Below are 18875 nucleotides of genomic sequence, written 5' to 3'. Positions count from 1 at the left end.
GGTTTCCCTTTTGAGTGACGGTTTCCACCACATTGAAAGCCTGGCATGGCATATGCGTCGGTTAAACAACGTCGCCAACACCATGGAGACCATCATGCCAAAAGCATCCAGCATCGCGCAGGCAAAGGCGGACAAGCGGGCGGGGAAGTCGCCGAGTACCCAGGCCAGTCATTTTGTTCGCGATGAGATCGAAGCCGTCCGCCATGGCAAGCACGGCGTGCGATCGGCAAAGCAGGCCATCGCCATCGGTTTGTCGGAAGCGCGCCGCGCTGGCGTTGAACTGCCGCCGAAGGCGAGTACCAAATCCGCGGCGGCCAAGAGCGCGGCCAAGCCTGCTGCCAAGAGTGCCGGCGAAAAGACGCCAAGGCGGCCTAGCTCCGAAAGTACGGCGAAGCGTCGCAGTGCCGCTATCAACGCGCTCAAGCGAGAGAGCACGGCCGGGGCCTCGCATCAGGCACTGTCAGCGCAGGCAAAGCGCGCGGCTAGCAAGCGTACTGCGGCTGATCGCTCTGCTGCCGCCGAGAAAGCGGCGAGGACAAAGGGTGCGGCTGGCCGTTCCGAAGCTGCCCAAAAGGCGGCGCGTACGCGTGCAGCCAACAAGCGGGCAAACCAGAAGCCTCGTTAAGGCAGGTGTTTCGAGCGCGGAGCGACGGGCGCGTTGCTCCGTCCCGCGGGGGCACCGGCGTGCGGTGGGCATCGACACCCTCGGCGGGAAGCTGGTGATCTCTGCCGGGTCACCCCGCGGCATTGGCGATGCTTGGAGAATCCGCCTGGACGGTGCCGTTCGCAACGCGATAAACGCGATCTGCCATCCGAACCAGCGCATCGCGATGCGTAACCACGATCACCGTTGGTACCTGTTGCCGGACGCGTGCGAAGATTCGCGCTTCGCGATCTGGATCGATTGCCGAGGTGGGTTCATCCAGAATGATGACCGCTGGGCGGCGTGCGAGCGCCCGGCCCAGCGCAACGCGCTGGCGCTCACCTCCTGACAGCGCCCGACCTTGAATGCCAAGCGGGCGATCCAGGATATCGCAGTGCCCGTCCGCGGCAATCCCCTGCAATTCGAGCAAGGCTACGAGTTCGCGCAGTGCATGGTCTGACGGCGGGCTGTCACAGCCGTAGATCAGGTTTTCCCTGAGTGATCCCGTGAGGATCATCGGCGCTTGAGGTGCTACCGCGACTGCGCGGGCGATATCGCTGACAGCCAGCTTGCTGACGTCCGCACCCAAAAGGAAAACGGTGCCAGCCGCGGGGCGGGATAGCCCGAGCATCAAGTGAGCCAGGCTTGATTTTCCTGCCCCTGATGGCCCGACGAGCGCGACAAGCTCCCCTTGGCTGACAGTGATGTTCACGTCTTGCAGAATCTGGCTCTCGCCTTGTTTCACAACTGCGTGCTCGATGCGAATCACTTCGTTCGCCGTGCGGTCAATGCGCACGCTGGATTCGCTGCGCTCGATTGGCAGCTCCAGCAGCCCGAAACTCTCGCGTAGCGCAAGATGGTTGCGACGCAAATCAGACAGGGATCCCGCGAGGTTGGTGAAGGGGATTGCCAGTGTCACGATGGAGCTGGCGATCATGACGAAATCGCCTGCCCGGAAGGTTGAATGGATGACGCCGTATGCGGTCGTCACCGTGAAGAGCGTGAGCAAGAGGCCGGTGCAGATAGCCTGCGCCACAAGCAGAAGCGCGAGCCGGGTGTTTCCACGGGTCACTTTGCCGATATAAACCGCAAGCGTGCGGTGCAATGCGGCGTCCTCTCTCGTGTATGCGTTGTTGAGTTTGATGTCGAGAATGAAGCCGAGCTTCTCAACAAGATGGCTCGACAGCATGTCGGCACCGCTGAAGATCTCTTCGTGTGCACTCTTGCTTTTGTCCGCCAGGAACCAGGTCGCGGCAAAGAGAAGGGACATGGATATGGCAAAGCCCAGTGCGAATGCACCGCCGGTCAGTTTCCACAGCAGGAGGCTGGACAGTACCAATTGCAGAACAGTCGGGGCGATTGCCCAGAACACTGCAAACGTGATGGCCCTGAACGCTGCGCGACTTCGCGCGATGACCGAAACCAGCTTGCCCGGATCTTTCGCAGTCAGGCGCGGGTAGTCAACCCTGATGAGCGTGGCAAGGATGGCGTGATGGAATGCGGCGTCACATCTTGCGAGAACGACCGCGGACAGCATGAACTTCAGCCAATCGAATGCGCGCGCGGTAGTCCACGCCAGGCCGTACGCGGCTGCAAGAAGCAGCGGATAGCCTATGGCGCCATGCGCGGCGTCTACAGACAGAGCGTTGGTTGCCTCCCGCAAGAGGTAGGGGACCAGCGTCGACAATGCCGCGCACAGCGCTACAAAAAGGCGTTGCTGCACAGAAGTGGAATGGCAAGGCTGGATACTTTCTGACGGTGATGCGATAGGCGAAGGTCCAGTCCGTAGACAAATCCAAAAGAATCGCCATCACCCTCTGGCATCAAAGTCATACGGAGTCGGCGGACCAGATTGGTCATGCCACGTTGATCGAGACCATCGCCTTACAGGTTAGGTGCGCCGTTAGGCAAATGGCGTCGGAGTATTCGGAAGATTGCAGAAGAATGGTCTGGTGATTTTCGCTTTGTCGGACTTCAACAAGGGCAGGCTGGTGCCCGATCACAAGCGCGGCCACCACCGCTGCCCGGATGCAGCGGTTTCCATCACCTTTGCAGAAGCCGACGCATATCCTTGCGGATTTACTCTGTTGCCACGACCCCATTGCGCCAACTACCTTGGGCACACATGCACCGGCATGTCAGACGGCTCTTTCGAAGATAACGAAGGTGGAGGGGTAAGGTGATCTCCGGACTCATTCGCGTGGGCGACCGGACAACGCACGGGGGCACGGTCATTACCGGCGATGTCACCAGCATCATCGGCAATCGCGCCATGGCGCGTGCGGGGGACATGACCATCTGTCCCAGGTGCAAGGGCACTTTTCCGATCCTTGCGGGCAACGGCATTATCACTGCGCCCAATGGCGTTCCGTACGCCAGGCATATGGACCGTACCGCCTGCGGTGCCAGGTTGCTAGCCAGCCAGGACACCACGTTGGCTAGCGACATAGAGATGCCAAAGGCAACCGACTTTGAACCGGCAGGGATTGCCGCTGTTACGGAGTCTGGCCTTTGCCTGGACTGTCTGATAAAGGCGGCTACCGCAGGTGCGGTAGTAGTCGTCCGAGGGTAGCTGGTGATGGATGTCCTCGATCGTTACAACCAACGCCGTGCGCACTTGCAGACGCTGAATCTGTATGCCCTGGTGGATGGCGCGCAGTATCAGCAGCATCGGGAGCAACAGCTTGAACATGTGCCCGGCGCGGTGATTGCCTTGTTTTCCGGTACAGCGGATGCCGCGCTGGAACACGCCGGGCCTTGGTTGGTTGATGCGGCGCAGGTGACCGAAGCAGTGCTGCAGGACTTGATCTCCCTTGAGATGACGGCGCCGGCCGTTACCTGGCTCTTCGCCGAGGCCGATCTGACCGGGCTGGCACAGCTGCTGCAGCTGCGGCTCGATATCAAGCTGCCCGATGGAAGAACTGCCCTCGTGCGGTTTTGGGACTCGCGTGTGCTGGCGGCTCTCTTTCAATTGATGGCTGGTGACCAACGGGCGGAATTCTTCGGCCATATCCATGAATGGCATTTTCTGGACCAGGGCGTCAGAGTCTGGATAGGGAGGCAGCATGCTGACGCTGAGTGAAGCGCAATGGCAGGCGCTGCGGCACACAGAGGTGCAGAACTTTGTCGGCGCGGTGTGTGAGCAGTTTCTCGCCCATCGCCCGGTGTTGCTGCAAAGGCCAGGCAGAGAGGAGGTCTCTGGCCGAATGCAAGCCGGTTATAGCCTGGCGGCGGAGTTGGGTCTCCTGTCAACGCAGCACATCGTGAAGTTCCTCTATCTCTGCGCCGATGCGCCTCAGCTGGCAACGGATCGTCAGGTCCGCGCATATCTCTTGAAGCCGGGTGCAACGCCCGAACAAAGACTGGATGACCTGTCAGCGGTGATGAAGCTCGTCCTCAAGGAGAACGGTTGATGGCGACGCTCGCAATCCCTGCGATTCGGCTAATGGCTTTAAGAGTGCTTCAGTGGCTCGGGGCCGCAGCGGCGGCCGGTGCGGCGGCGGAAGCAGCGCGTCAACGGAGGGAGGAGGCTGAGAACTCGAAAACCACTCCGATCGCGCGTACTGAGTCGCCGGCAAAGGAAAAGGACAGGTGCGAAGAATGTCCGCCTGACAGCGGCGGTCTGTCACTGCAACCGACGGCGGGTTGGAGCAGCCAGGCGATTTCGTACCAGCGGCGCATTGGTGCAATGCCGGAGGCGCCGCCAGGCTATCTGTTCGAATGGACCCATAAGGGCGTCAAGTTTGATGGGTTCGAATCGGGGCAGTGTTTGCTGAAGGAGGCGAAATCAACCTACGACCAGTTCTTTAACGAAAGAGGTGAATTCCGATACTTCTTTCAGGAAAAGATCTTCTTCGATATGGCTGAATCGGCGATGCGGCAGTTGGCAGCTGCACAGCCGATGCCGCCCACACGCCTTCGATGGCATTTCATGGAGTGGATGTCCTTTCAATACATGCAAAGGGTGTTAAGCAGTGCAGCGCCGACCATTGAAGTTGTTTACCACCCCTGATACCGATCATGTCACACGAAATCCAGCTTCAGTTCAGGACCTGCCCTGATCAACGGCTATATCTGGAGGATCACCTCGCCTTGGTTAGGCGCTTGCTCCAGGCTCTGGGTGTGGTGGATGCGCTGCTCGGCGAATCGGCATGGTATCTAAGCGGGGATACCAAGGACGATTCCTATCGATATCAACTTTTCGGAGACCAAGGTCCAACTGCGGCGGCATTGGCCGTATTGAAGCGCGACCAAGAAGGCAAGGAAGTCGTAAAGGCATTTGCCATATGGAACGGGCAATTGGAGAACGAGAAGGGCGCATCCATTGCTTACTACTTCGATCGCACGGATGGCTCTACTTCGGGGCTGAGGCTCACGTTGGGCGCAAAACCAGCGACGAGCAGATTGGGTGCCTGGACCACGGTTGCGCGGGTCCTGAGTGAGATGGTAAAGATCTGGCGGCCGATGACCGCCACAATCGACACAAGGAACTACAACGGTGTCTTCCTCGACCGTCCAAGAGCTGGCTGGATGCTCTATCTGCCGACGATCCTCACCGAGCAGCAAGTTCCGGAAGCTCGCGCACTTGTCAGCGTGCTGAATGGGAGCAACCAGCAGATGGGGACGATTGTGGTAAGCGTAGTTGACGAACCATTCTCGGGAAGCGATCCGGAACACGTTAGGGTAGCCAATGCCATAGAGGTGCGGCTAGTCGATCAGGACCTTCTGCCGCGATACGCTGAGCTCTAACTCTCTAAGAGAAACTTGAGATGATGTCCTTTGATTGATAGAAAAGACTGTTTGCGCAAGGTCGCTCAGGGCGTCGAGTTCGGCTAGGGGACCTTAAAGCAGACTATGTCACACGAAATCCACCTTCATTTCCGAACTCCACCAGAACAAGCTAGGCTTGATTTCGAGTACCACCTCGCCATGGTTCAACGCTTCACGCGAATACTGGGAGCAGAGGATGCACTTCTCGGGGAGTCCGTGTGGTACCTATGCGGAGATACGAAAGACGATTCTTATCGATATCCAATCTTCCGCGGCCATGGTCCAGCAGCGGCGGCATTGGCCGTATTGAAGCAAGAAGTGGATGGAGACGATGTCCTAAAGTCCTTCGCCATTTGGAATGGGCAATTGGAGGTCACCAAGGGCGCATCCATTTTGTACTATTTTGACGGAACGGACGGTGCCCCATCGGCGTGGAGTCTTGCACTGGTCTCAAAGCCGCCATCGAGCCGGCTGGGCGCCTGGCCGACGGTTGCGAAGGTTCTCAGTGAGGCGGTAAGAATCTGGCGACCATTACTGGCTACCGTCGACACGCGAAACTACGCTGGTGTCTTCCCCGACCGTCCAGGGGTAGGCTGGATGATCTATCTGCCGACCATCCTGACGGAGCAGCACGTTCCCGAGGCGCGAGCCCTTGTTGGTGTGTTGGACGAGAACAACCAGCAGATGGGAACGATTGTTGTAAGCGTAGTTGACGAACCTTTCTCGGCAAGCGATCCGGAACACGTCAGGGTAGCCAATGCCATTGAGGTGCGGCTTGTCGATCAGGACCTTCTGCCGCGATACGCTGACCTGTAACTCTCAAAGAGAAAACGACGTAGGTCTACAGATAAGGTTCCGCTGCCATGTCGCACGAGCTCTGCCTGCGGTTTCGACACTCATCCGATTCACATCTCACTTTGCGAGATCATCTGTCTCTTGTGCAGAAGCTGACGCGATTTCTGGGAGTAGAAGACACGCTGCTCGATGCATCCGCGTGGCTGTTGGCAGGTGAAACGAAAGACGATTCTTACCGCTATTTGGTCTTCGACAGCCAGGGCCCCACCACGACCGCGCTGTCCGTCTTGAATCAGGAACTCGACGTAGAAGATGTCATCAAGACCTTCGTCATATGGAATGGGCAACTGGCAAAGTCGCAAGGTGCTTCCATTTCCTATTTTTTCGATCGCGCTGACGGTGCGGCGTCGGCGATGAGTCTTACCTTGGGGTCCAAGCCTCCATCGAGCCGATTAGGCCCTTGGACAGTGGTTGCCAAGGTCTTGCGTGAGGCGGTAAAGATCTGGCACCCGCTGGTCGCCACTGTCGATACTCGGAAATATGAGCGTGTCTTCCCGGACCGTCCAGGGGCAGGCTGGATGATCTATCTGCCGACCATCCTCACTGTCCAGCACGTCCCGGAAGCGCGCGCACTCATGGCCGTTCCCGACGGGGGCAACAAGCAGATGGGAACGATTGTCGTGAGCGTAACCGACGGCCCCTTCTCAGGAACTGACCCTGAACACGTCAGGTCGGCCAATGCCATTGAAATCCGGCTTGCTGAACTGGATTTGCTGCCGAGATTCATCGATCTGTAGACACGGGAAACCCGCCATTGCAGAGGCCCGACGTTGAGCAGAAAATGGGCACGCACCCGCAGCAACTTTTGTATTGCTCATGGCGGTTTCTCCAACGTCGATCCCTGCCTCGCCCCAACAACGCCCACCAGCGCACAGACCACCGTGACGTCCCCCGCCCCCTCACGCCAACCCCGGCTGCATTTCGACCTCACCACCATCCAGCTTTTCATCGCCGTCGCCGACGAGGGCAGCATCACCCGCGGCGCCGAACGCGTGCATCTGGCCGCAGCCGCGGCTTCAAGACGCATCCTTGAGCTGGAGTCCCAACTCGGCGTCGCCCTGTTCGAGCGCCTGCCCCACGGCATGGCTTGCACCGAGGCCGGCCGCGCCCTGCTCGCCCATGCCCGCGGCATCACGCACACCGTCCAGCGCATGCAGGACGACGCCGCGTCGTTCCTGGGCGGAGACCTGGGCGTGGTGCGGGTGGCGGCGCCAAAGTCGGCCGTGATCCAGTTCCTCCCGTTCGACATCCTGCGCTGCGCCTCCGAATGCCCGGGCGTCCGCATCGACCTGCAGGAAATGAACAGCCAGGAAGTCCAGCAGTCGCTGCGTCGCGGCACGGTGGACATCGGCATCTACGAGGGCAGCTTGGGCGTGGTCGACTTGCCGACCGCGCCGTACCGCAGCGACCGGCTGGTGCTGGTGGTGGCGCGCGGACACGCGCTGGCGAAGCGCAAGAAGGTGACGCCGGAGGACGTGCTGGATTGCGACCTGATCGTGCTGGGCGAGAGTTCGGCGATCTCGGTCGCGCTGGAGCGGCTGGCGGAGGAGGCGGGGCGGGTGCTGCGGATGCGCATGCGGGTGAGCGGGTTCGACAGCATCGCGGCGCTGGTGGCGCAGAACCTGGGGGGCGGGGTGATGCCGGAGGCGATTGCGCGCGAGGTGGCGGGCGGCAGCCGCTTCGTGCGCCTGCCGATCGCGGGGGAGTGGGCGGTGCGGCATTTTGTGCTGTGCCATCGGCCGCACGGCGCGCTGTCGTCGGCGGCGTTGAGCGTGCTGCAGGTGCTTGCGCAAAACGCGAAACCTGAATCCCGAAAATAGCGATAGCCCTGGGCGGGTGCATTGCGGAAGATGGCTCCATAACGATTGGAGGAGACACGCAATGCGGCGCAGACAATTTCTTCTGGCGGCTGCGGCCGGGCTGGCCGTGCCGGGCCTGGTGCGCGCGGCCAATGTGGCGGGGCCGGTGCGCATCGTGGTGGGCTTTGCCCCCGGCGGCGGCACCGACGTGCTGGCGCGCGTGATCGGGCAGAAGCTGGGTGTCATGTGGAACACCAGTGTGGTGGTGGAGAACAAGCCGGGCGCCACCGGCGCCATTGCCGCGGCCTATGTGGCCAAGCAGCCGCCGGACGGCACCACGCTGCTGATGGCGCATGTCAACAGCCACGCGATCGCGCCGGCGCTGCTGGACGTCAAGTACGACCCGCGCGCGGACTTTACGCCGATCTCGATGGTCGGGGTCACGCCCAATATGCTGACCTGCCGTCCGGAACAGAAGGTGCGCACGATTTCGGACATCGTGGCGTTGTGCCGCAAGAACCCGGGCAAAATCTCGTTTGGCTCGTCGGGGATCGGCTCGGCGCAGCACCTGGCGCTGGAACTGTTCCGGATGCAGGCGAAGATCGACGTGGTGCACGTGCCGTACAAGGGCTCGGGCCCGCTGGTGGCGGACCTGCTCGGCGGCCAGATCGACTATGCCTTTGACACCATGACCGCGGCCACGCCGTTTATCCAGCAGGGCAAGGTGATTGCGATCGCGCAGACGCGCCTGAAGCGCGCGGCCAGCCATCCGGGCGTGCCGACGCTGGCGGAGTCGGGCTTCCCGGGCCTGGACGCGGCGTCGTGGTACGGGCTGGTAGGCCCGAAGGGCATGCCGCCGGCGCTGGCGCAGCGCATGAACGAAGACGTCAACCGCGTGCTGGCGATGCCGGACGTGGCCGAGCGGCTGAAGAGCTTCGGCGCCGAGGACTCGGGCGGATCGAACCAGCAGTTCGCCGCCTACATCACCGCGGAATCGGCCAAATGGGCCAAGGTGATCAAGGACGCCGGCGTGAAGGCGGAGAGCTGATGGCCGGACGCCGACGCACCGATGCACGCAGCACGAATCAATTTCCCAGGACGCAACCGATGACTGAATTCCGCGACTCCGGCGACCACGCCACCCAGGCTAACGCCAGGCCCCTGCCGCTGGCCGGCGTGCGCGTGCTCGACGTCAGCCAGGTCATGGCCGGCCCTTATGCCTGCATGCTGCTGGCGGACCTGGGCGCCGACGTGATCAAGATCGAACCGCCGGAGGGCGGTGACCAGACGCGCGGCTCGATGGGGTTCAAGATGAAGGGCCCGGACAGCATGGGCTTCCTCAACATGAACCGCAACAAGCGCAGCGTTACGCTCGACCTGAAGACAGAATCAGGGCGGGCGGTGCTGTACCGGCTGGCGGAAACCGCCGACATCCTGGTCGAGAACTATCGCCCCGGCGTGATGAAGCGCCTGGGCATCGACTACGAGACCCTCAGCCGGATCAACCCGAAGCTGGTCTACTGCAGCATCTCGGGCTTCGGCCAGAGCGGACCATGGGCCACGCGGCCGGGTTTCGACCTGATGGCGCAGGCGATGTCGGGCGTGATGAGCGTCACCGGCTACCCGGGCGGCGCGCCGGTGAAGGCGGGGGTGCCGGTGGCCGATATCGGCTGCGCGCTGTTCGCGACCTACGGCATGCTGTCGGCCTATATCGGCGCGAAAGAGACCGGCAAGGGGCAGTATGTCGATGCCTCGCTGTTCGATTCCGCGCTGGCGTTCTCGGTGTGGGACACCTGCGAATATTGGGGCACCGGGCGCGAGCCGGAGCCGCTCGGCACCGCCAACCGCATGAGCGCGCCGTACCAGGCGATGAAGGCGGCGGATGGCTACTTCGTGATGGGCGCGACCAACCAGAAGCTGTGGCAACTGCTGTGCAATACGCTCGACCGGCCCGACCTGCTCGCGGACGAGCGCTTTGCCACCGTCGCGCTGCGCCTGGCCAACCGGCAGGCACTGATCGGCGCGCTGGAAGAGAGCTTCGGCAAGGAGAGCGCCGACTACTGGATCGAGCAGCTGCTCGAGGTCGGCATTCCGGCCGGGCCGATCCTGACCTACCCGCAGGCGTTCGACAGCGATCACGGCAGGCACCGCCAAATGCGCATCGAAATCGATCATCCGATCGAAGGCAAGGTGCCCAATATCGGCTTCGCGGTGAAGATGGGCGGCACGCCGCAGCAGGTGCGGCGCCCGCCGCCGCTGCTGGGCCAGCACACCGGCGAGATCCTCGCCGAGCTGGGTTTGTCGCAGGACGAACAGCAGTCGCTGGCCGCGGCCGGCGCCTTCGGCGCATGAGCGCCCCGCAGCAGGCGGCCGGTGAAGGCCGTGTCACGCTGACGCGGCAGGGCGGGGTCGCGACGCTGACCTTCGACCGCCCGGCCGCGCGCAATGCGATGACGTGGGCGATGTACGGGCAGCTCGCCGAGCACTGCCGCGCCCTCGCCGCGGAGGGTGCCGCCGGTGCGCGCGTGGTGGTGCTGCGCGGGGCGGGCGGCGAGGCCTTTGTTGCCGGGACCGACATCGCGCAGTTCCAGCAGTTCTCGGGCGGCGATGACGGGGTCGCATATGAAGCGCGCATCGATGAAGGCATCGCGCTGGTCGAGCAGCTGCCGATGCCTACGGTTGCGGTCATCGAAGGCTGGGCGGTGGGCGGTGGCCTGGCCATCGCCACCGCATGCGACTTCCGGCTGGCGACGCCCAAGGCCCGCTTCGGCGTGCCGATCGCGAAGACGCTGGGCAATACGCTGTCGGCGCTGAACCTGGCCAAGCTGCGCGCGGCATGGGGACTGCAGCCGGTGCGACGCATGCTGTTGCTCGCGCAGGTTCTCGATGCCGATGCGGCGCTGGGGTGCGGCTTCCTCGAGGGCGTGCATGCGCCCGAGGCACTGGAAGCGGAAGTCGCCGCGCTGTGCGAGCGGCTCGGCGCACTGGCGCCGGTGACGCAGGCGGTCATCAAGGAGTCGTTGCGCCGCCAGACCGTGGCGGCGGTGGCCGATACCGACGATCTGGTGCGGCAGTGTTATGGCAGCGACGATTTCCGGGAAGGGGTGGACGCGTTCGTTGGCAAGCGCCCGGCGGTGTGGAAGGGGCGGTGAAACTGCAATCGGCCCGACGCCCCTGAACGGTGGTGTCGATGGGTCGAGCCAGCTACTTCACCGGCACCGAATACACCACGCGCACAAACTTGGGCGCCGGCTGCCGGTCCACTACAACGCCGCCCATCGCTTCCGCAATCCGGCGGCTCTTCCAGTTCTGCTCCGCGGCCGGATATACAAAGCGCGCCGGCCGCAAGGTGGCCGTTGCCCACGCCGCCACGGCCAGCACCGCTTCCTTGCCATAGGCGTACCCATGGGCATCCTCGCGGATCCAGATGCCGAACTCCGGCGCCGGCGTGTCGGCATGATGCAGCCCGGCCAGGCCGAGGAAATGACCGTCGCTGGTCCGACGGACGGTGAAGATGAAGTCGGTTCCGTTCTCCATGGCCGGCAGCCATGCCTGCCAGACCTCGCGAAACGCCTCGGGCGACGGGGCGGGGTCCCATTCCATGTAGCGGGCGAGCGTGAGGGTGATGCAGGGCCACACCTCGGCGGCGTCGTTTCCGCAGAAGGGCGACAGGGTCAGGCGGTCGGAGTGGATCAGCGGGGCGGACATAGGCATGGGATCGGTTTCGCCGGTCGGTCAGCTTCAAACCTGCTCCCCCGCAGTGTACGCGAGGCGCTGGCGGTGTTCCGGTTGCGAAGGCGGGCGATGGGGGGAGGCAGGTGATCGCCTCCGCGCCGCCTTTGCTGTCGTTACCGGAGCGTATGTCGGGTTCCGCTGCTTACAGAGTCGTCTTAACGCCACGAACCGCGCATAGCCGGACAATTCTCCAATTGCATTGCAGATGGTGCGGGCCCTACTGTTGTCACTTGACAACCGTAGGGCCCGCCTCTAGCCTTGGAGAAATCGATGGCGCGTGCGCAACACCCCAAGAAGGAAATTGAAGGTGCGTTAAGGCACGCCGAGTCTCGCGGCTGGCGTGTCGAGGCGGCGAAAGGCAGGGGCCATGCCTGGGGACGGATCTACTGTTCGCACCATGACAGCGCGTGCCGTGCTGGGGAATTCTGTGTCATCAGCATCTATTGCACGCCCAGGAGCCCATCCAACCACGCCACCCGAATCCGTCGGATCGTGGAAAACTGCTTGCATCGGTACGAAGTCGTGATGCCGGTCGAGCTGACGGAGAAACCACCACCATGGAATATGCGTTCACCTTGAGATACCAGCTGTCGGCGGATGACAGCGATCCCGACACGCTGGTCGAGCGCCTTTACGAAGCCGGATGCGACGATGCTACCGTGGGCACTGGCGTGGTGGGCCGGATTGCGATTGCCTTTGACCGCGAGGCGGAATCGGCCGCCGACGCCATCGTCAGCGCGCTCACCGACGCCAGGCGCGCCATGCCGTCCGCCACGCTGATCGAAGCGGCACCCGATCTGGTGGGACTGACTGATATTGCGGACACCGTTGGCATGTCTCGCCAGAACATGCGCAAGCTGATGCTGGGCCATCCGGCTTCCTTTCCGCCGCCGGTGCACGAGGGCGCCAGTTCGCTCTGGCATTTGTGGGAAGCGCTCTTGTGGATGAGCCGGAAGGGTTACGAGATCGAACCGTCGCTCATCGAGGTCGCCGCGGCGGCGATGCAGGTCAATTTGGCCAGGAGCGCCGGAAACATTGTCCCGGCGATGGAGCGCCGGATCCGCAAGCTGGTTGCCTGAGGCAGCACAGGCGGATTCCGGACCATTCCGGCGCGTCGTCAGGCACCTGGCAGTTCAAGCAAGAGCGGCTGCGCCAGGCAGCGCTCTTCGCAGTTGTTGCCATCGCCGCCGCGATCCACCACGGCAAAGGACGAGGGCGCGTCCACGGCCAGCAGCATGTGATGCCAGACGCCGGCGCGGTAATTGACGCCTTGCCTGCCGTTGGTGATGAACGCACAGACCGACTCGGCTTCCAGCGTGTCGCCGGGCGGCGCCACAACGACCAGGAAAGGGCGGTCCGAAAGCGGGATGAACGCCTGGCTGCCGAGCGGATGACGCTCCAGCATGGTGATTTCCATCGGGAATGCGTAGGGCCGGGCCTCGAACAGGCTGATCAGCGCCCGGCCGCGCCCAAGCTCCACCGTGGCGAGGTCATGGTGACGCATGACCATGCCGCCGTTGATCGGAAAGGCGTTGGGGTCGCCGACGGGGCGTGCCTCGATGACGTCGCCGAAGGGCGCAAAGGCGGCGGCGGTCAGCGGCTGCGGGTGCAGGCACATGCAGGCGCCTGCCATGCGCGCAAGCGTGGTTTCCATCAACAAGTCTCCAGATCTGAGAATCGCGGCAAGCGGCGGACCGCTGCGGAGCGATTTCGTGAATGGCTCAACTGGTCAGACCAGTGGTTGAGCAGGATTCTGCAGCAAGTCATGGCGCAGCACAAGCGCCCCACCGGCCCGCCTTGCGCTAATTCGCGTGTATCCGGGCTTTCCCCACCTGACGTCGCCTTGACACCGGCAAGGTGCCTCCCTAACATTCGGCATCTACTGGTCAGACCGGTATGACGAAATCCGGTTGCGACCGGATCGCGTCGATGACTCGAACAACCAAGGAGACTTCCATGATTCCGACAGAAGCCGCGCATGCCGGGCCGGATGGCATAGCCGTGCCGCAGGCACACGCCCAGGCCCGGGAGGACGCGGTGTACCGCAAGGTGGCCTGGCGGCTGCTGCCGTTCCTGATGCTGTGCTACGTGGTGGCCTATCTGGACCGGGTCAACGTGGGCTTTGCCAAGCTGAACATGCTGGCCGACCTGCAGTTCAGCGAGGCCGTGTACGGCCTTGGCGCGGGCTTGTTCTTTATCGGCTACTTCTTTTTCGAGGTGCCGAGCAACCTGCTGATGCACCGCATCGGCGCCAAGGCCACGATCTCTCGCATCATGATCCTGTGGAGCCTGATCTCCGCGGCGATGATGTTCGTGCAGACCAGCACGCAGTTCTACGTGCTGCGCTTCCTGCTGGGCGCGGCGGAGGCCGGCTTTTATCCCGGCATGATCCTGTACCTGACCTACTGGTTCCCCTCGCACCGGCGCGCGCGCATGGTGGCGCTGTTCATGGCCGCGATCCCGATCTCGGGCATCTTCGGCGGGCCGCTGTCGGGCTGGGTCATGGAGGCCATGCACGGCGTCAACGGCCTGCGCGGCTGGCAGTGGATGTTCGTGATCGAGGCGGTGCCGTCGCTGCTGGTGGGCGTGGCCGTGCTCTGGTACCTGGACAACAACATCCAGTCCGCGCGCTGGCTGACGGCGGACGAGAAGGCGCTGCTGGAGCGCAATATCGCCGCGGAGAATGCGCACAAGAGCGGGCATATGTCGCTGCGCCACGTGGTGACAGACCCGCGCGTGCTGAAAATGACGATGATCTGCTTCTGCACGGTGATGGGCCAGTACGGGCTGACCTTCTGGCTGCCCACGCTGATCAAGCAGACCGGCGTGAAAAGCGTGCTGGACGTGGGCTTGCTGACCGCGATCCCGTTCGGCGTGGCGGTGTGTTCGATGATCCTGGTCAGCCGCAGTTCGGACCGCATGCGCGAACGCCGCTGGCACCTGATCGTGCCGTTCTGCTGCGCGGCCGCGGGCCTGGTGCTGAGCGCCGTGTTCAGCCACAACACCGCGCTGTCGCTCGCCGCGCTGGCGCTGGCCGCCGGCGGCAGCCTGGCTACGTCGCCGCTGTTCTGGAGCCTGCCCACGGCCATCCTGTCGGGCGTGGGCGCCGCGGCGGGCATTGCGCTGATCAACTCGTTCGCCAACCTTGCCGGCTTTATCAGCCCTTACATGATCGGGCTGATCAAGGATGCCACCCAGAGCACCGATGCGGCGATGTTCGTGCTGGCGGCGGTGCTGCTGTGCGGCGCGCTGCTGACGTACTCGGTGCCGGCCAGGCTGGTCAACAAGTAAGGGGCGGGGCGGGCGCGGGTTTGTCGGCTAGAATTTCCGGCAACCGGCGCTGCGCCGCTCGCGCGTCGCCCCTTGCGCCTCACCCTTACTGGTCCCCCCGCACGTATGACAGGATCTTCCGCCTCCGTCGCCAACCAGGCCGTCAGCCTTATCCAGCAATGGGTGCGCGACGGCACGTTTCCCGCGGGCACGCTGCTGCCGGCACAGCGGGAACTGGCGGCGAAGGTCGGCATCAGCCGCGCGTCATTGCGCGAGGCGATCTCCACCCTGCAGGGCATGGGCGTGGTGGTGTCGCGTCCGGGCAAGGGGGTCTATGTGACCGCCGCCGGCGACAGCGCCGCGGCCACGCCGCCGTGGCGCTTTGCCGCCACGCATTCGCTGATCGATATCTACCAGCTGCGCTTCGCGCTGGAAGGGCTGACCGCGCGGCTGGCCGCGCTGGCCATCTCCGCCGGCGAGATCGAACAGCTGCGCCAGAACGCGGCCACGATGCAGCGGGCGATCGAGGCCGATGCCTACGACGAGGCCTCGCAGCTGGATTATGAATTCCACACGCAGATCGTCACGGTGTCTGGCAACCAGGTCATCCGCGAGATCCTGCGCGAAAGCGCCGAAGTGATGCGCGAGAGCCAGCGCCTGCCGTACTACCGGCGCGGCGCGCGCAATGCCACCTTCGTCGAGCACAGCGCCATCATCGAGGCGCTGGCCGCGCGCCAGCCGGAGCAGGCGCAGCGTGCGATGGAGCGCCACATCATGCTGGCGGCACGCCGGGCCGGCGTGCATTTCCCCACGGGCGACGAAAAGGACGAGTGAGCCTCCGGCCGGACCTCAGTCCAGCCGGAACACCGTCGCGCCCGGTTCTGCCCTTCGGTCTGCGCCGGCTCAATCCAGCAGCGCCACCTGCACGTCGCGCGTGCCCTGGTAGGCATTGCGGCCGTGCCAGACCTGCAGGTTGTCGAGCACCATCACATCGCCGTCGCGCCACGGCCAGCTATAGGTGGACTGGTCGCAGAGCTGGTCGATATGGGCGCGCTCCGCCTCGCTAAGCGGCTCGCCGTTGCCCAGCGTGGAGCCGGTGGGGTACTTCTGGCGCTGGCGACGTTCCCGTTCCTGCTCCGGGTGCTCCACCTGCGGCTGCATATGCAGGATCGAGCGGTACAGCCTGCGCCCGGTCTGCGGATGCACCACGAACGGTTCCAGCGCATTGAACACGGTCAGGCTGCCGTCGCCATGCCACGCCGGCTCCAGCCCGCGTTCGGCGCAGAGGCGGTTCACCTCGGCCGGATCCTCGGTATGGAACGACTGGTTCCAGCCGCGCTCGTCCATATGCGCGTACGAGGCATCGTCCGCATCGCGCCGCGGGCCGAAATTGATGGCGGTGCGGGAGCCCAGCGTGGCGATCTTGCCGGCCAGCTCCGGATCCATGCGCTCGGCCAGCTGGCGCACGTCGGCGATCAGTGTTTCGCCGCCCACCTCGGCAGTCTTGCGCGAGAAAAAGGCAATGCGGCGCGGGTAGTCACGGCGGTAGGCCATTTCGGAATGCACCGCCAGGCGCACGCTGGCCGACAGCCGCGTGGCTTCCATCACGCGGCCGCTGATGGTTTCGCGCGGCGCGCGGCCGCCGGCGTAGCCGCCGTCAAAGGCCGGAAACTGCTCGATGAAATCGGCGAAGTCTTCCGTGCCCGTGGTGGGGAAGCCGCGCAGCACGACGCCGCCGTGCGCCAGGATCATCGCATCCAGCGCCGGGCGCGCCGCGCGCGTCCACTGGCGGAAGCGCGCGCGCTCGCGCAGCACCTCGCCGGCGGGTTCGATGAACAGCGGCGGGCGGCCGGGCTGCAGCACGTGGCAGCGCACGTCGGGGCCCAGTTCGGGTACTGACACTGCAACAATTGCGGCATCGGCCGCGGGGATGGCTTGGGTCATCGTGGTCTCCATTCGGTAGTCGGTCGCACCGGGCTCAGTCCCGGTATGAAGGATCGATGCGGTCCAGTTCGCGCCGCACGGCTGCCCATTCGCGGTCGCCGCGGATGGCGATGCGGCCGAAAGCCTTGCGGCTGGCTTCCAGCGACGCCTGCGATGGCATCACCAGCTCGCCGCCGGCCATGGCATCGACCTGGATCTTGCAGGCCGTTTCCAGCCAGTAGATGTTGAAGAAGGCTTCGGCGATGGACCGGCCGCAGACCAGCAGGCCGTGGTTGCGCAGGATCATCGCGTGGTGCGCGCCCAGGTCCCGCACCAAATGGCCCTGCTGCGCCAAATCGACCACCGGCCCGGAAAAATCGTGGTATGCGATGCGCCCATAGAACATGTGCGCATGCTGCGATACCGGCAGCAGGCCGCAGGCCATTGCCGAGACGGCAGACGATGCCCGCGTATGGGTGTGCAGTACGCACAGCGCGTCATGGCGCGCGGCATGCACGGCCGTGTGGATCACGTAGGCGGCGGGGTTCAGCCCTAGTTCCCCGGCGTCGCCACCGGGGCGGTAGACGATGTCGCCGTTCATGTGGATCTTGTACAGGCTGGATGCGGTCACCTCCTGGTACAGCAGTCCGTAGGGATTCAGCAGGATATGTTCCGGCTCGCCCGGTACCCGCGCGGTGATGTGGTTGTAGATCAGGTCGGTCATGCCGTACCGGTGGATGGCGCGATACAGCGCCGCCAGCTCGATGCGGGTGGCCCACTCTGCGTCCGTGATGGCGGCGGGACGGATCGGATCGGCTTCACTCATGGTAGGGCTCCTGCAGGTGCGCTGGCTCAGTCCAGCCGGATGCCGAGCTCTGCCACCAGCCGCTTGTCGCTGGCGAACTGCGACGCGGCGTAGTGCTGGTAGTCGGCGGTACTCATATAGCGGTTGGGCATCGATTCGGCTTCCAGCGCGCGCACGTAGGCAGGGTCCGACGTCGCCTGGCGGAACGCATCGTGCAGCGTGGCGACCACTGCCGGGCCCAGCGCGCGCGGGCCGGCAATGCCGATTTCCGATTGGACGGTGATGTCGTAGCCCAGCTCGCGCAAGGTGGGCACGGCCTGCCAGCGCTTCAGGCGCTGCGGCTCGGCCACGGCCAGCAGGCGCACCTTGCCGGCTTCGGCCATGGCGCCCCAGCCGGCTTCGATCATCACGTCGACATGGCCGCCCAACAGCGCCGCGAGCGCATCGGCGCCGCCCTTGAACGGGATGAAGTTGAGCCGGATGCCGGCCTGCTGCTCCAGCCGCCGCACGGTGATCTGGCCGAGCGAGCCGGTGCCCACCGCGGCCACGTTGACCTTGCCGGGGTTGGCGCGCGCGTATCCGACGAACTCGCCGAAGCGCTGCCACGGCGAGCCCGCCGGCACGGAGATCCCGTACACATAGCTGGTCAGGCCGATGATGTAGGTGAAGTCCTGGATGGCGTCGTAGCTCACCGGTTGCAGGTGCGGCAGGCGGAACAGCGCCGGCGTGATCAACGCCAGCGTGTAGCCGTCGCGCGCCGCGCTGCGCGCCATCGCGGCGGGCCCCAGCGTGCCGCTTACGCCGGGCTGGTTCTGGATCACGATCGGCTGGCCCAGGGTCTTCGAGGCCGCCAGGCACAGCGCCCGCATCTGCACGTCGGTGGCGCCGCCGGCGGTGAAGGGCACGATCAGGGTGATGGGGCGCGTGGGCCAGGCCTGGGCGCGCACGGTGGCGGGCAGGCCGAACGCGGCCATGGCGGGGGCGAGCGCCGCCGCCGGCATGGCCTTCAGCAAGGCGCGCCGGCGGGCGTCGGGGGGGCGGGGCATGTGGTCTCCTGGTCTGGTTCGGTCCGCGG

Annotated in this window: 21 protein-coding genes; 15 read left to right on the top strand and 6 right to left on the bottom strand. The window is 64.3% G+C overall.

What is annotated here, in order from left to right; translation table 11 throughout:
- The first annotated feature begins 94 nt into the window (after positions 1-94).
- Entirely contained in the window at positions 95-625 is a 531-nt protein-coding gene (locus tag CBM2586_RS13935) for a DUF6496 domain-containing protein (protein ID WP_115688764.1), read from the top strand.
- Between the two features lie 109 nt (positions 626-734).
- On the opposite strand, the gene CBM2586_RS13930 is transcribed toward CBM2586_RS13935, so the two are convergent.
- Complete coding sequence (locus CBM2586_RS13930; protein ID WP_240987928.1) at positions 735-2330, bottom strand: ATP-binding cassette domain-containing protein; 1596 nt, start codon at positions 2328-2330, stop codon at positions 735-737.
- Positions 2331-2822: 492 nt separating this feature from the next.
- Between CBM2586_RS13930 and CBM2586_RS13925 the strand changes: the two genes are divergently transcribed.
- The 11 genes from CBM2586_RS13925 to CBM2586_RS13875 all read left to right on the top strand — a co-directional run bounded on the left by CBM2586_RS13925 (position 2823) and on the right by CBM2586_RS13875 (position 11219).
- Positions 2823-3215 (top strand): PAAR domain-containing protein, encoded by a 393-nt coding sequence (locus CBM2586_RS13925; protein ID WP_115688078.1) that lies wholly within the window; start codon positions 2823-2825, stop codon positions 3213-3215.
- 6 nt (positions 3216-3221) lie between these two features.
- Positions 3222-3725 (top strand): DUF4123 domain-containing protein, encoded by a 504-nt coding sequence (locus CBM2586_RS13920; protein ID WP_115688076.1) that lies wholly within the window; start codon positions 3222-3224, stop codon positions 3723-3725.
- Positions 3709-4056 carry a hypothetical protein gene (locus CBM2586_RS13915; protein ID WP_115688074.1) on the top strand — a complete coding sequence of 116 codons (348 nt, stop codon included), beginning with the start codon at positions 3709-3711 and terminating at the stop codon, positions 4054-4056. Before CBM2586_RS13920 ends, CBM2586_RS13915 begins: the two co-directional genes overlap by 17 nt.
- The gene (locus CBM2586_RS13910) at positions 4056-4655 is read left to right on the top strand and encodes a Tox-REase-5 domain-containing protein (protein WP_240987927.1); all 600 of its coding nucleotides are present in this window, start codon (positions 4056-4058) and stop codon (positions 4653-4655) included. The genes CBM2586_RS13915 and CBM2586_RS13910 overlap by 1 nt, the downstream gene beginning before the upstream one ends.
- Before the next feature lie 8 nt (positions 4656-4663).
- A complete protein-coding gene (locus CBM2586_RS13905) occupies positions 4664-5392 on the top strand; it encodes an Imm52 family immunity protein (RefSeq protein WP_115688070.1) in 729 nt (242 codons plus the stop codon).
- A gap of 105 nt (positions 5393-5497) precedes the next feature.
- A complete protein-coding gene (locus tag CBM2586_RS13900; RefSeq protein WP_115688068.1) occupies positions 5498-6229 on the top strand; it encodes an Imm52 family immunity protein in 732 nt (243 codons plus the stop codon).
- A gap of 47 nt (positions 6230-6276) precedes the next feature.
- Positions 6277-7005 carry an Imm52 family immunity protein gene (locus CBM2586_RS13895; RefSeq protein ID WP_115688066.1) on the top strand — a complete coding sequence of 243 codons (729 nt, stop codon included), beginning with the start codon at positions 6277-6279 and terminating at the stop codon, positions 7003-7005.
- A 144-nt stretch (positions 7006-7149) separates the two neighbouring features.
- The gene (locus tag CBM2586_RS13890; RefSeq protein WP_115688064.1) at positions 7150-8088 is read left to right on the top strand and encodes a LysR family transcriptional regulator; all 939 of its coding nucleotides are present in this window, start codon (positions 7150-7152) and stop codon (positions 8086-8088) included.
- A gap of 61 nt (positions 8089-8149) precedes the next feature.
- Complete coding sequence (locus CBM2586_RS13885) at positions 8150-9115, top strand: Bug family tripartite tricarboxylate transporter substrate binding protein (RefSeq protein WP_115688062.1); 966 nt, start codon at positions 8150-8152, stop codon at positions 9113-9115.
- 59 nt (positions 9116-9174) lie between these two features.
- Positions 9175-10419: a CaiB/BaiF CoA transferase family protein gene (locus CBM2586_RS13880; protein WP_115688060.1), complete on the top strand. Its 1245-nt coding sequence runs from the start codon at positions 9175-9177 to the stop codon at positions 10417-10419.
- Positions 10416-11219 carry an enoyl-CoA hydratase/isomerase family protein gene (locus CBM2586_RS13875; RefSeq protein WP_115688058.1) on the top strand — a complete coding sequence of 268 codons (804 nt, stop codon included), beginning with the start codon at positions 10416-10418 and terminating at the stop codon, positions 11217-11219. The genes CBM2586_RS13880 and CBM2586_RS13875 overlap by 4 nt, the downstream gene beginning before the upstream one ends.
- Before the next feature lie 52 nt (positions 11220-11271).
- Here CBM2586_RS13875 and CBM2586_RS13870 read toward each other — a convergent pair whose 3' ends face one another.
- Positions 11272-11781 (bottom strand): GNAT family N-acetyltransferase, encoded by a 510-nt coding sequence (locus CBM2586_RS13870; protein WP_115661152.1) that lies wholly within the window; start codon positions 11779-11781, stop codon positions 11272-11274.
- A 578-nt stretch (positions 11782-12359) separates the two neighbouring features.
- Here CBM2586_RS13870 and CBM2586_RS13865 point away from each other — a divergent pair.
- On the top strand, positions 12360-12881 hold the full coding sequence (locus tag CBM2586_RS13865) for a DNA-binding protein (protein ID WP_115688054.1): 522 nt from the start codon (positions 12360-12362) through the stop codon (positions 12879-12881).
- Positions 12882-12919: 38 nt separating this feature from the next.
- Here the strand turns inward: CBM2586_RS13865 and CBM2586_RS13860 are convergent, their stop codons facing one another.
- Positions 12920-13456: an ureidoglycolate lyase gene (locus tag CBM2586_RS13860; protein ID WP_240987926.1), complete on the bottom strand. Its 537-nt coding sequence runs from the start codon at positions 13454-13456 to the stop codon at positions 12920-12922.
- 302 nt (positions 13457-13758) lie between these two features.
- Here CBM2586_RS13860 and CBM2586_RS13855 point away from each other — a divergent pair, with 302 nt between their 5' ends.
- Both CBM2586_RS13855 and CBM2586_RS13850 read left to right on the top strand, forming a co-directional pair.
- Entirely contained in the window at positions 13759-15093 is a 1335-nt protein-coding gene (locus CBM2586_RS13855) for an MFS transporter (protein ID WP_115688052.1), read from the top strand.
- A 105-nt stretch (positions 15094-15198) separates the two neighbouring features.
- Positions 15199-15906 (top strand): FadR/GntR family transcriptional regulator, encoded by a 708-nt coding sequence (locus CBM2586_RS13850; RefSeq protein ID WP_115688050.1) that lies wholly within the window; start codon positions 15199-15201, stop codon positions 15904-15906.
- Positions 15907-15975: 69 nt separating this feature from the next.
- On the opposite strand, the gene CBM2586_RS13845 is transcribed toward CBM2586_RS13850, so the two are convergent.
- From CBM2586_RS13845 to CBM2586_RS13835, 3 genes are read right to left on the bottom strand one after another with little or no spacing between them, the layout of a single operon-like run.
- Positions 15976-17016, bottom strand: a complete 1041-nt coding sequence (locus CBM2586_RS13845; protein WP_172583236.1) for a TauD/TfdA family dioxygenase — start codon at positions 17014-17016, stop codon at positions 15976-15978.
- Positions 17017-17050: 34 nt separating this feature from the next.
- Positions 17051-17821, bottom strand: coding sequence for a class II aldolase/adducin family protein (locus CBM2586_RS13840; RefSeq protein WP_115688048.1), 771 nt, complete (start codon positions 17819-17821; stop codon positions 17051-17053).
- Positions 17822-17847: 26 nt separating this feature from the next.
- A complete protein-coding gene (locus CBM2586_RS13835; RefSeq protein WP_115688046.1) occupies positions 17848-18846 on the bottom strand; it encodes a tripartite tricarboxylate transporter substrate binding protein in 999 nt (332 codons plus the stop codon).
- Positions 18847-18875 lie beyond the last annotated feature (29 nt).

The sequence above is a fragment of the Cupriavidus taiwanensis genome (assembly GCF_900250115.1).
GTDB lineage: Bacteria > Pseudomonadota > Gammaproteobacteria > Burkholderiales > Burkholderiaceae > Cupriavidus > Cupriavidus taiwanensis_B.
Note: the sequence above shows the minus strand (reverse complement) of the source record. Positions and strands in the feature narration are given on the sequence as shown.

What these genes read in the sequence shown, in the direction of transcription:
- CBM2586_RS13935 (WP_115688764.1), top strand. Translation starts at nt 95, where the DNA reads ATGCCAAAAGCATCCAGCATCGCGCAGGCAAAGGCGGACAAGCGGGCG.
- CBM2586_RS13920 (WP_115688076.1), top strand. Translation starts at nt 3,222, where the DNA reads ATGGATGTCCTCGATCGTTACAACCAACGCCGTGCGCACTTGCAGACG.
- CBM2586_RS13915 (WP_115688074.1), top strand. Translation starts at nt 3,709, where the DNA reads ATGCTGACGCTGAGTGAAGCGCAATGGCAGGCGCTGCGGCACACAGAG.
- CBM2586_RS13910 (WP_240987927.1), top strand. Translation starts at nt 4,056, where the DNA reads ATGGCGACGCTCGCAATCCCTGCGATTCGGCTAATGGCTTTAAGAGTG.
- CBM2586_RS13905 (WP_115688070.1), top strand. Translation starts at nt 4,664, where the DNA reads ATGTCACACGAAATCCAGCTTCAGTTCAGGACCTGCCCTGATCAACGG.
- CBM2586_RS13900 (WP_115688068.1), top strand. Translation starts at nt 5,498, where the DNA reads ATGTCACACGAAATCCACCTTCATTTCCGAACTCCACCAGAACAAGCT.
- CBM2586_RS13895 (WP_115688066.1), top strand. Translation starts at nt 6,277, where the DNA reads ATGTCGCACGAGCTCTGCCTGCGGTTTCGACACTCATCCGATTCACAT.
- CBM2586_RS13885 (WP_115688062.1), top strand. Translation starts at nt 8,150, where the DNA reads ATGCGGCGCAGACAATTTCTTCTGGCGGCTGCGGCCGGGCTGGCCGTG.
- CBM2586_RS13880 (WP_115688060.1), top strand. Translation starts at nt 9,175, where the DNA reads ATGACTGAATTCCGCGACTCCGGCGACCACGCCACCCAGGCTAACGCC.
- CBM2586_RS13875 (WP_115688058.1), top strand. Translation starts at nt 10,416, where the DNA reads ATGAGCGCCCCGCAGCAGGCGGCCGGTGAAGGCCGTGTCACGCTGACG.
- CBM2586_RS13870 (WP_115661152.1), bottom strand. Translation starts at nt 11,781, where the DNA reads ATGCCTATGTCCGCCCCGCTGATCCACTCCGACCGCCTGACCCTGTCG.
- CBM2586_RS13865 (WP_115688054.1), top strand. Translation starts at nt 12,360, where the DNA reads ATGGAATATGCGTTCACCTTGAGATACCAGCTGTCGGCGGATGACAGC.
- CBM2586_RS13860 (WP_240987926.1), bottom strand. Translation starts at nt 13,456, where the DNA reads ATGGAAACCACGCTTGCGCGCATGGCAGGCGCCTGCATGTGCCTGCAC.
- CBM2586_RS13855 (WP_115688052.1), top strand. Translation starts at nt 13,759, where the DNA reads ATGATTCCGACAGAAGCCGCGCATGCCGGGCCGGATGGCATAGCCGTG.
- CBM2586_RS13850 (WP_115688050.1), top strand. Translation starts at nt 15,199, where the DNA reads ATGACAGGATCTTCCGCCTCCGTCGCCAACCAGGCCGTCAGCCTTATC.
- CBM2586_RS13845 (WP_172583236.1), bottom strand. Translation starts at nt 17,016, where the DNA reads ATGACCCAAGCCATCCCCGCGGCCGATGCCGCAATTGTTGCAGTGTCA.
- CBM2586_RS13840 (WP_115688048.1), bottom strand. Translation starts at nt 17,821, where the DNA reads ATGAGTGAAGCCGATCCGATCCGTCCCGCCGCCATCACGGACGCAGAG.
- CBM2586_RS13835 (WP_115688046.1), bottom strand. Translation starts at nt 18,846, where the DNA reads ATGCCCCGCCCCCCCGACGCCCGCCGGCGCGCCTTGCTGAAGGCCATG.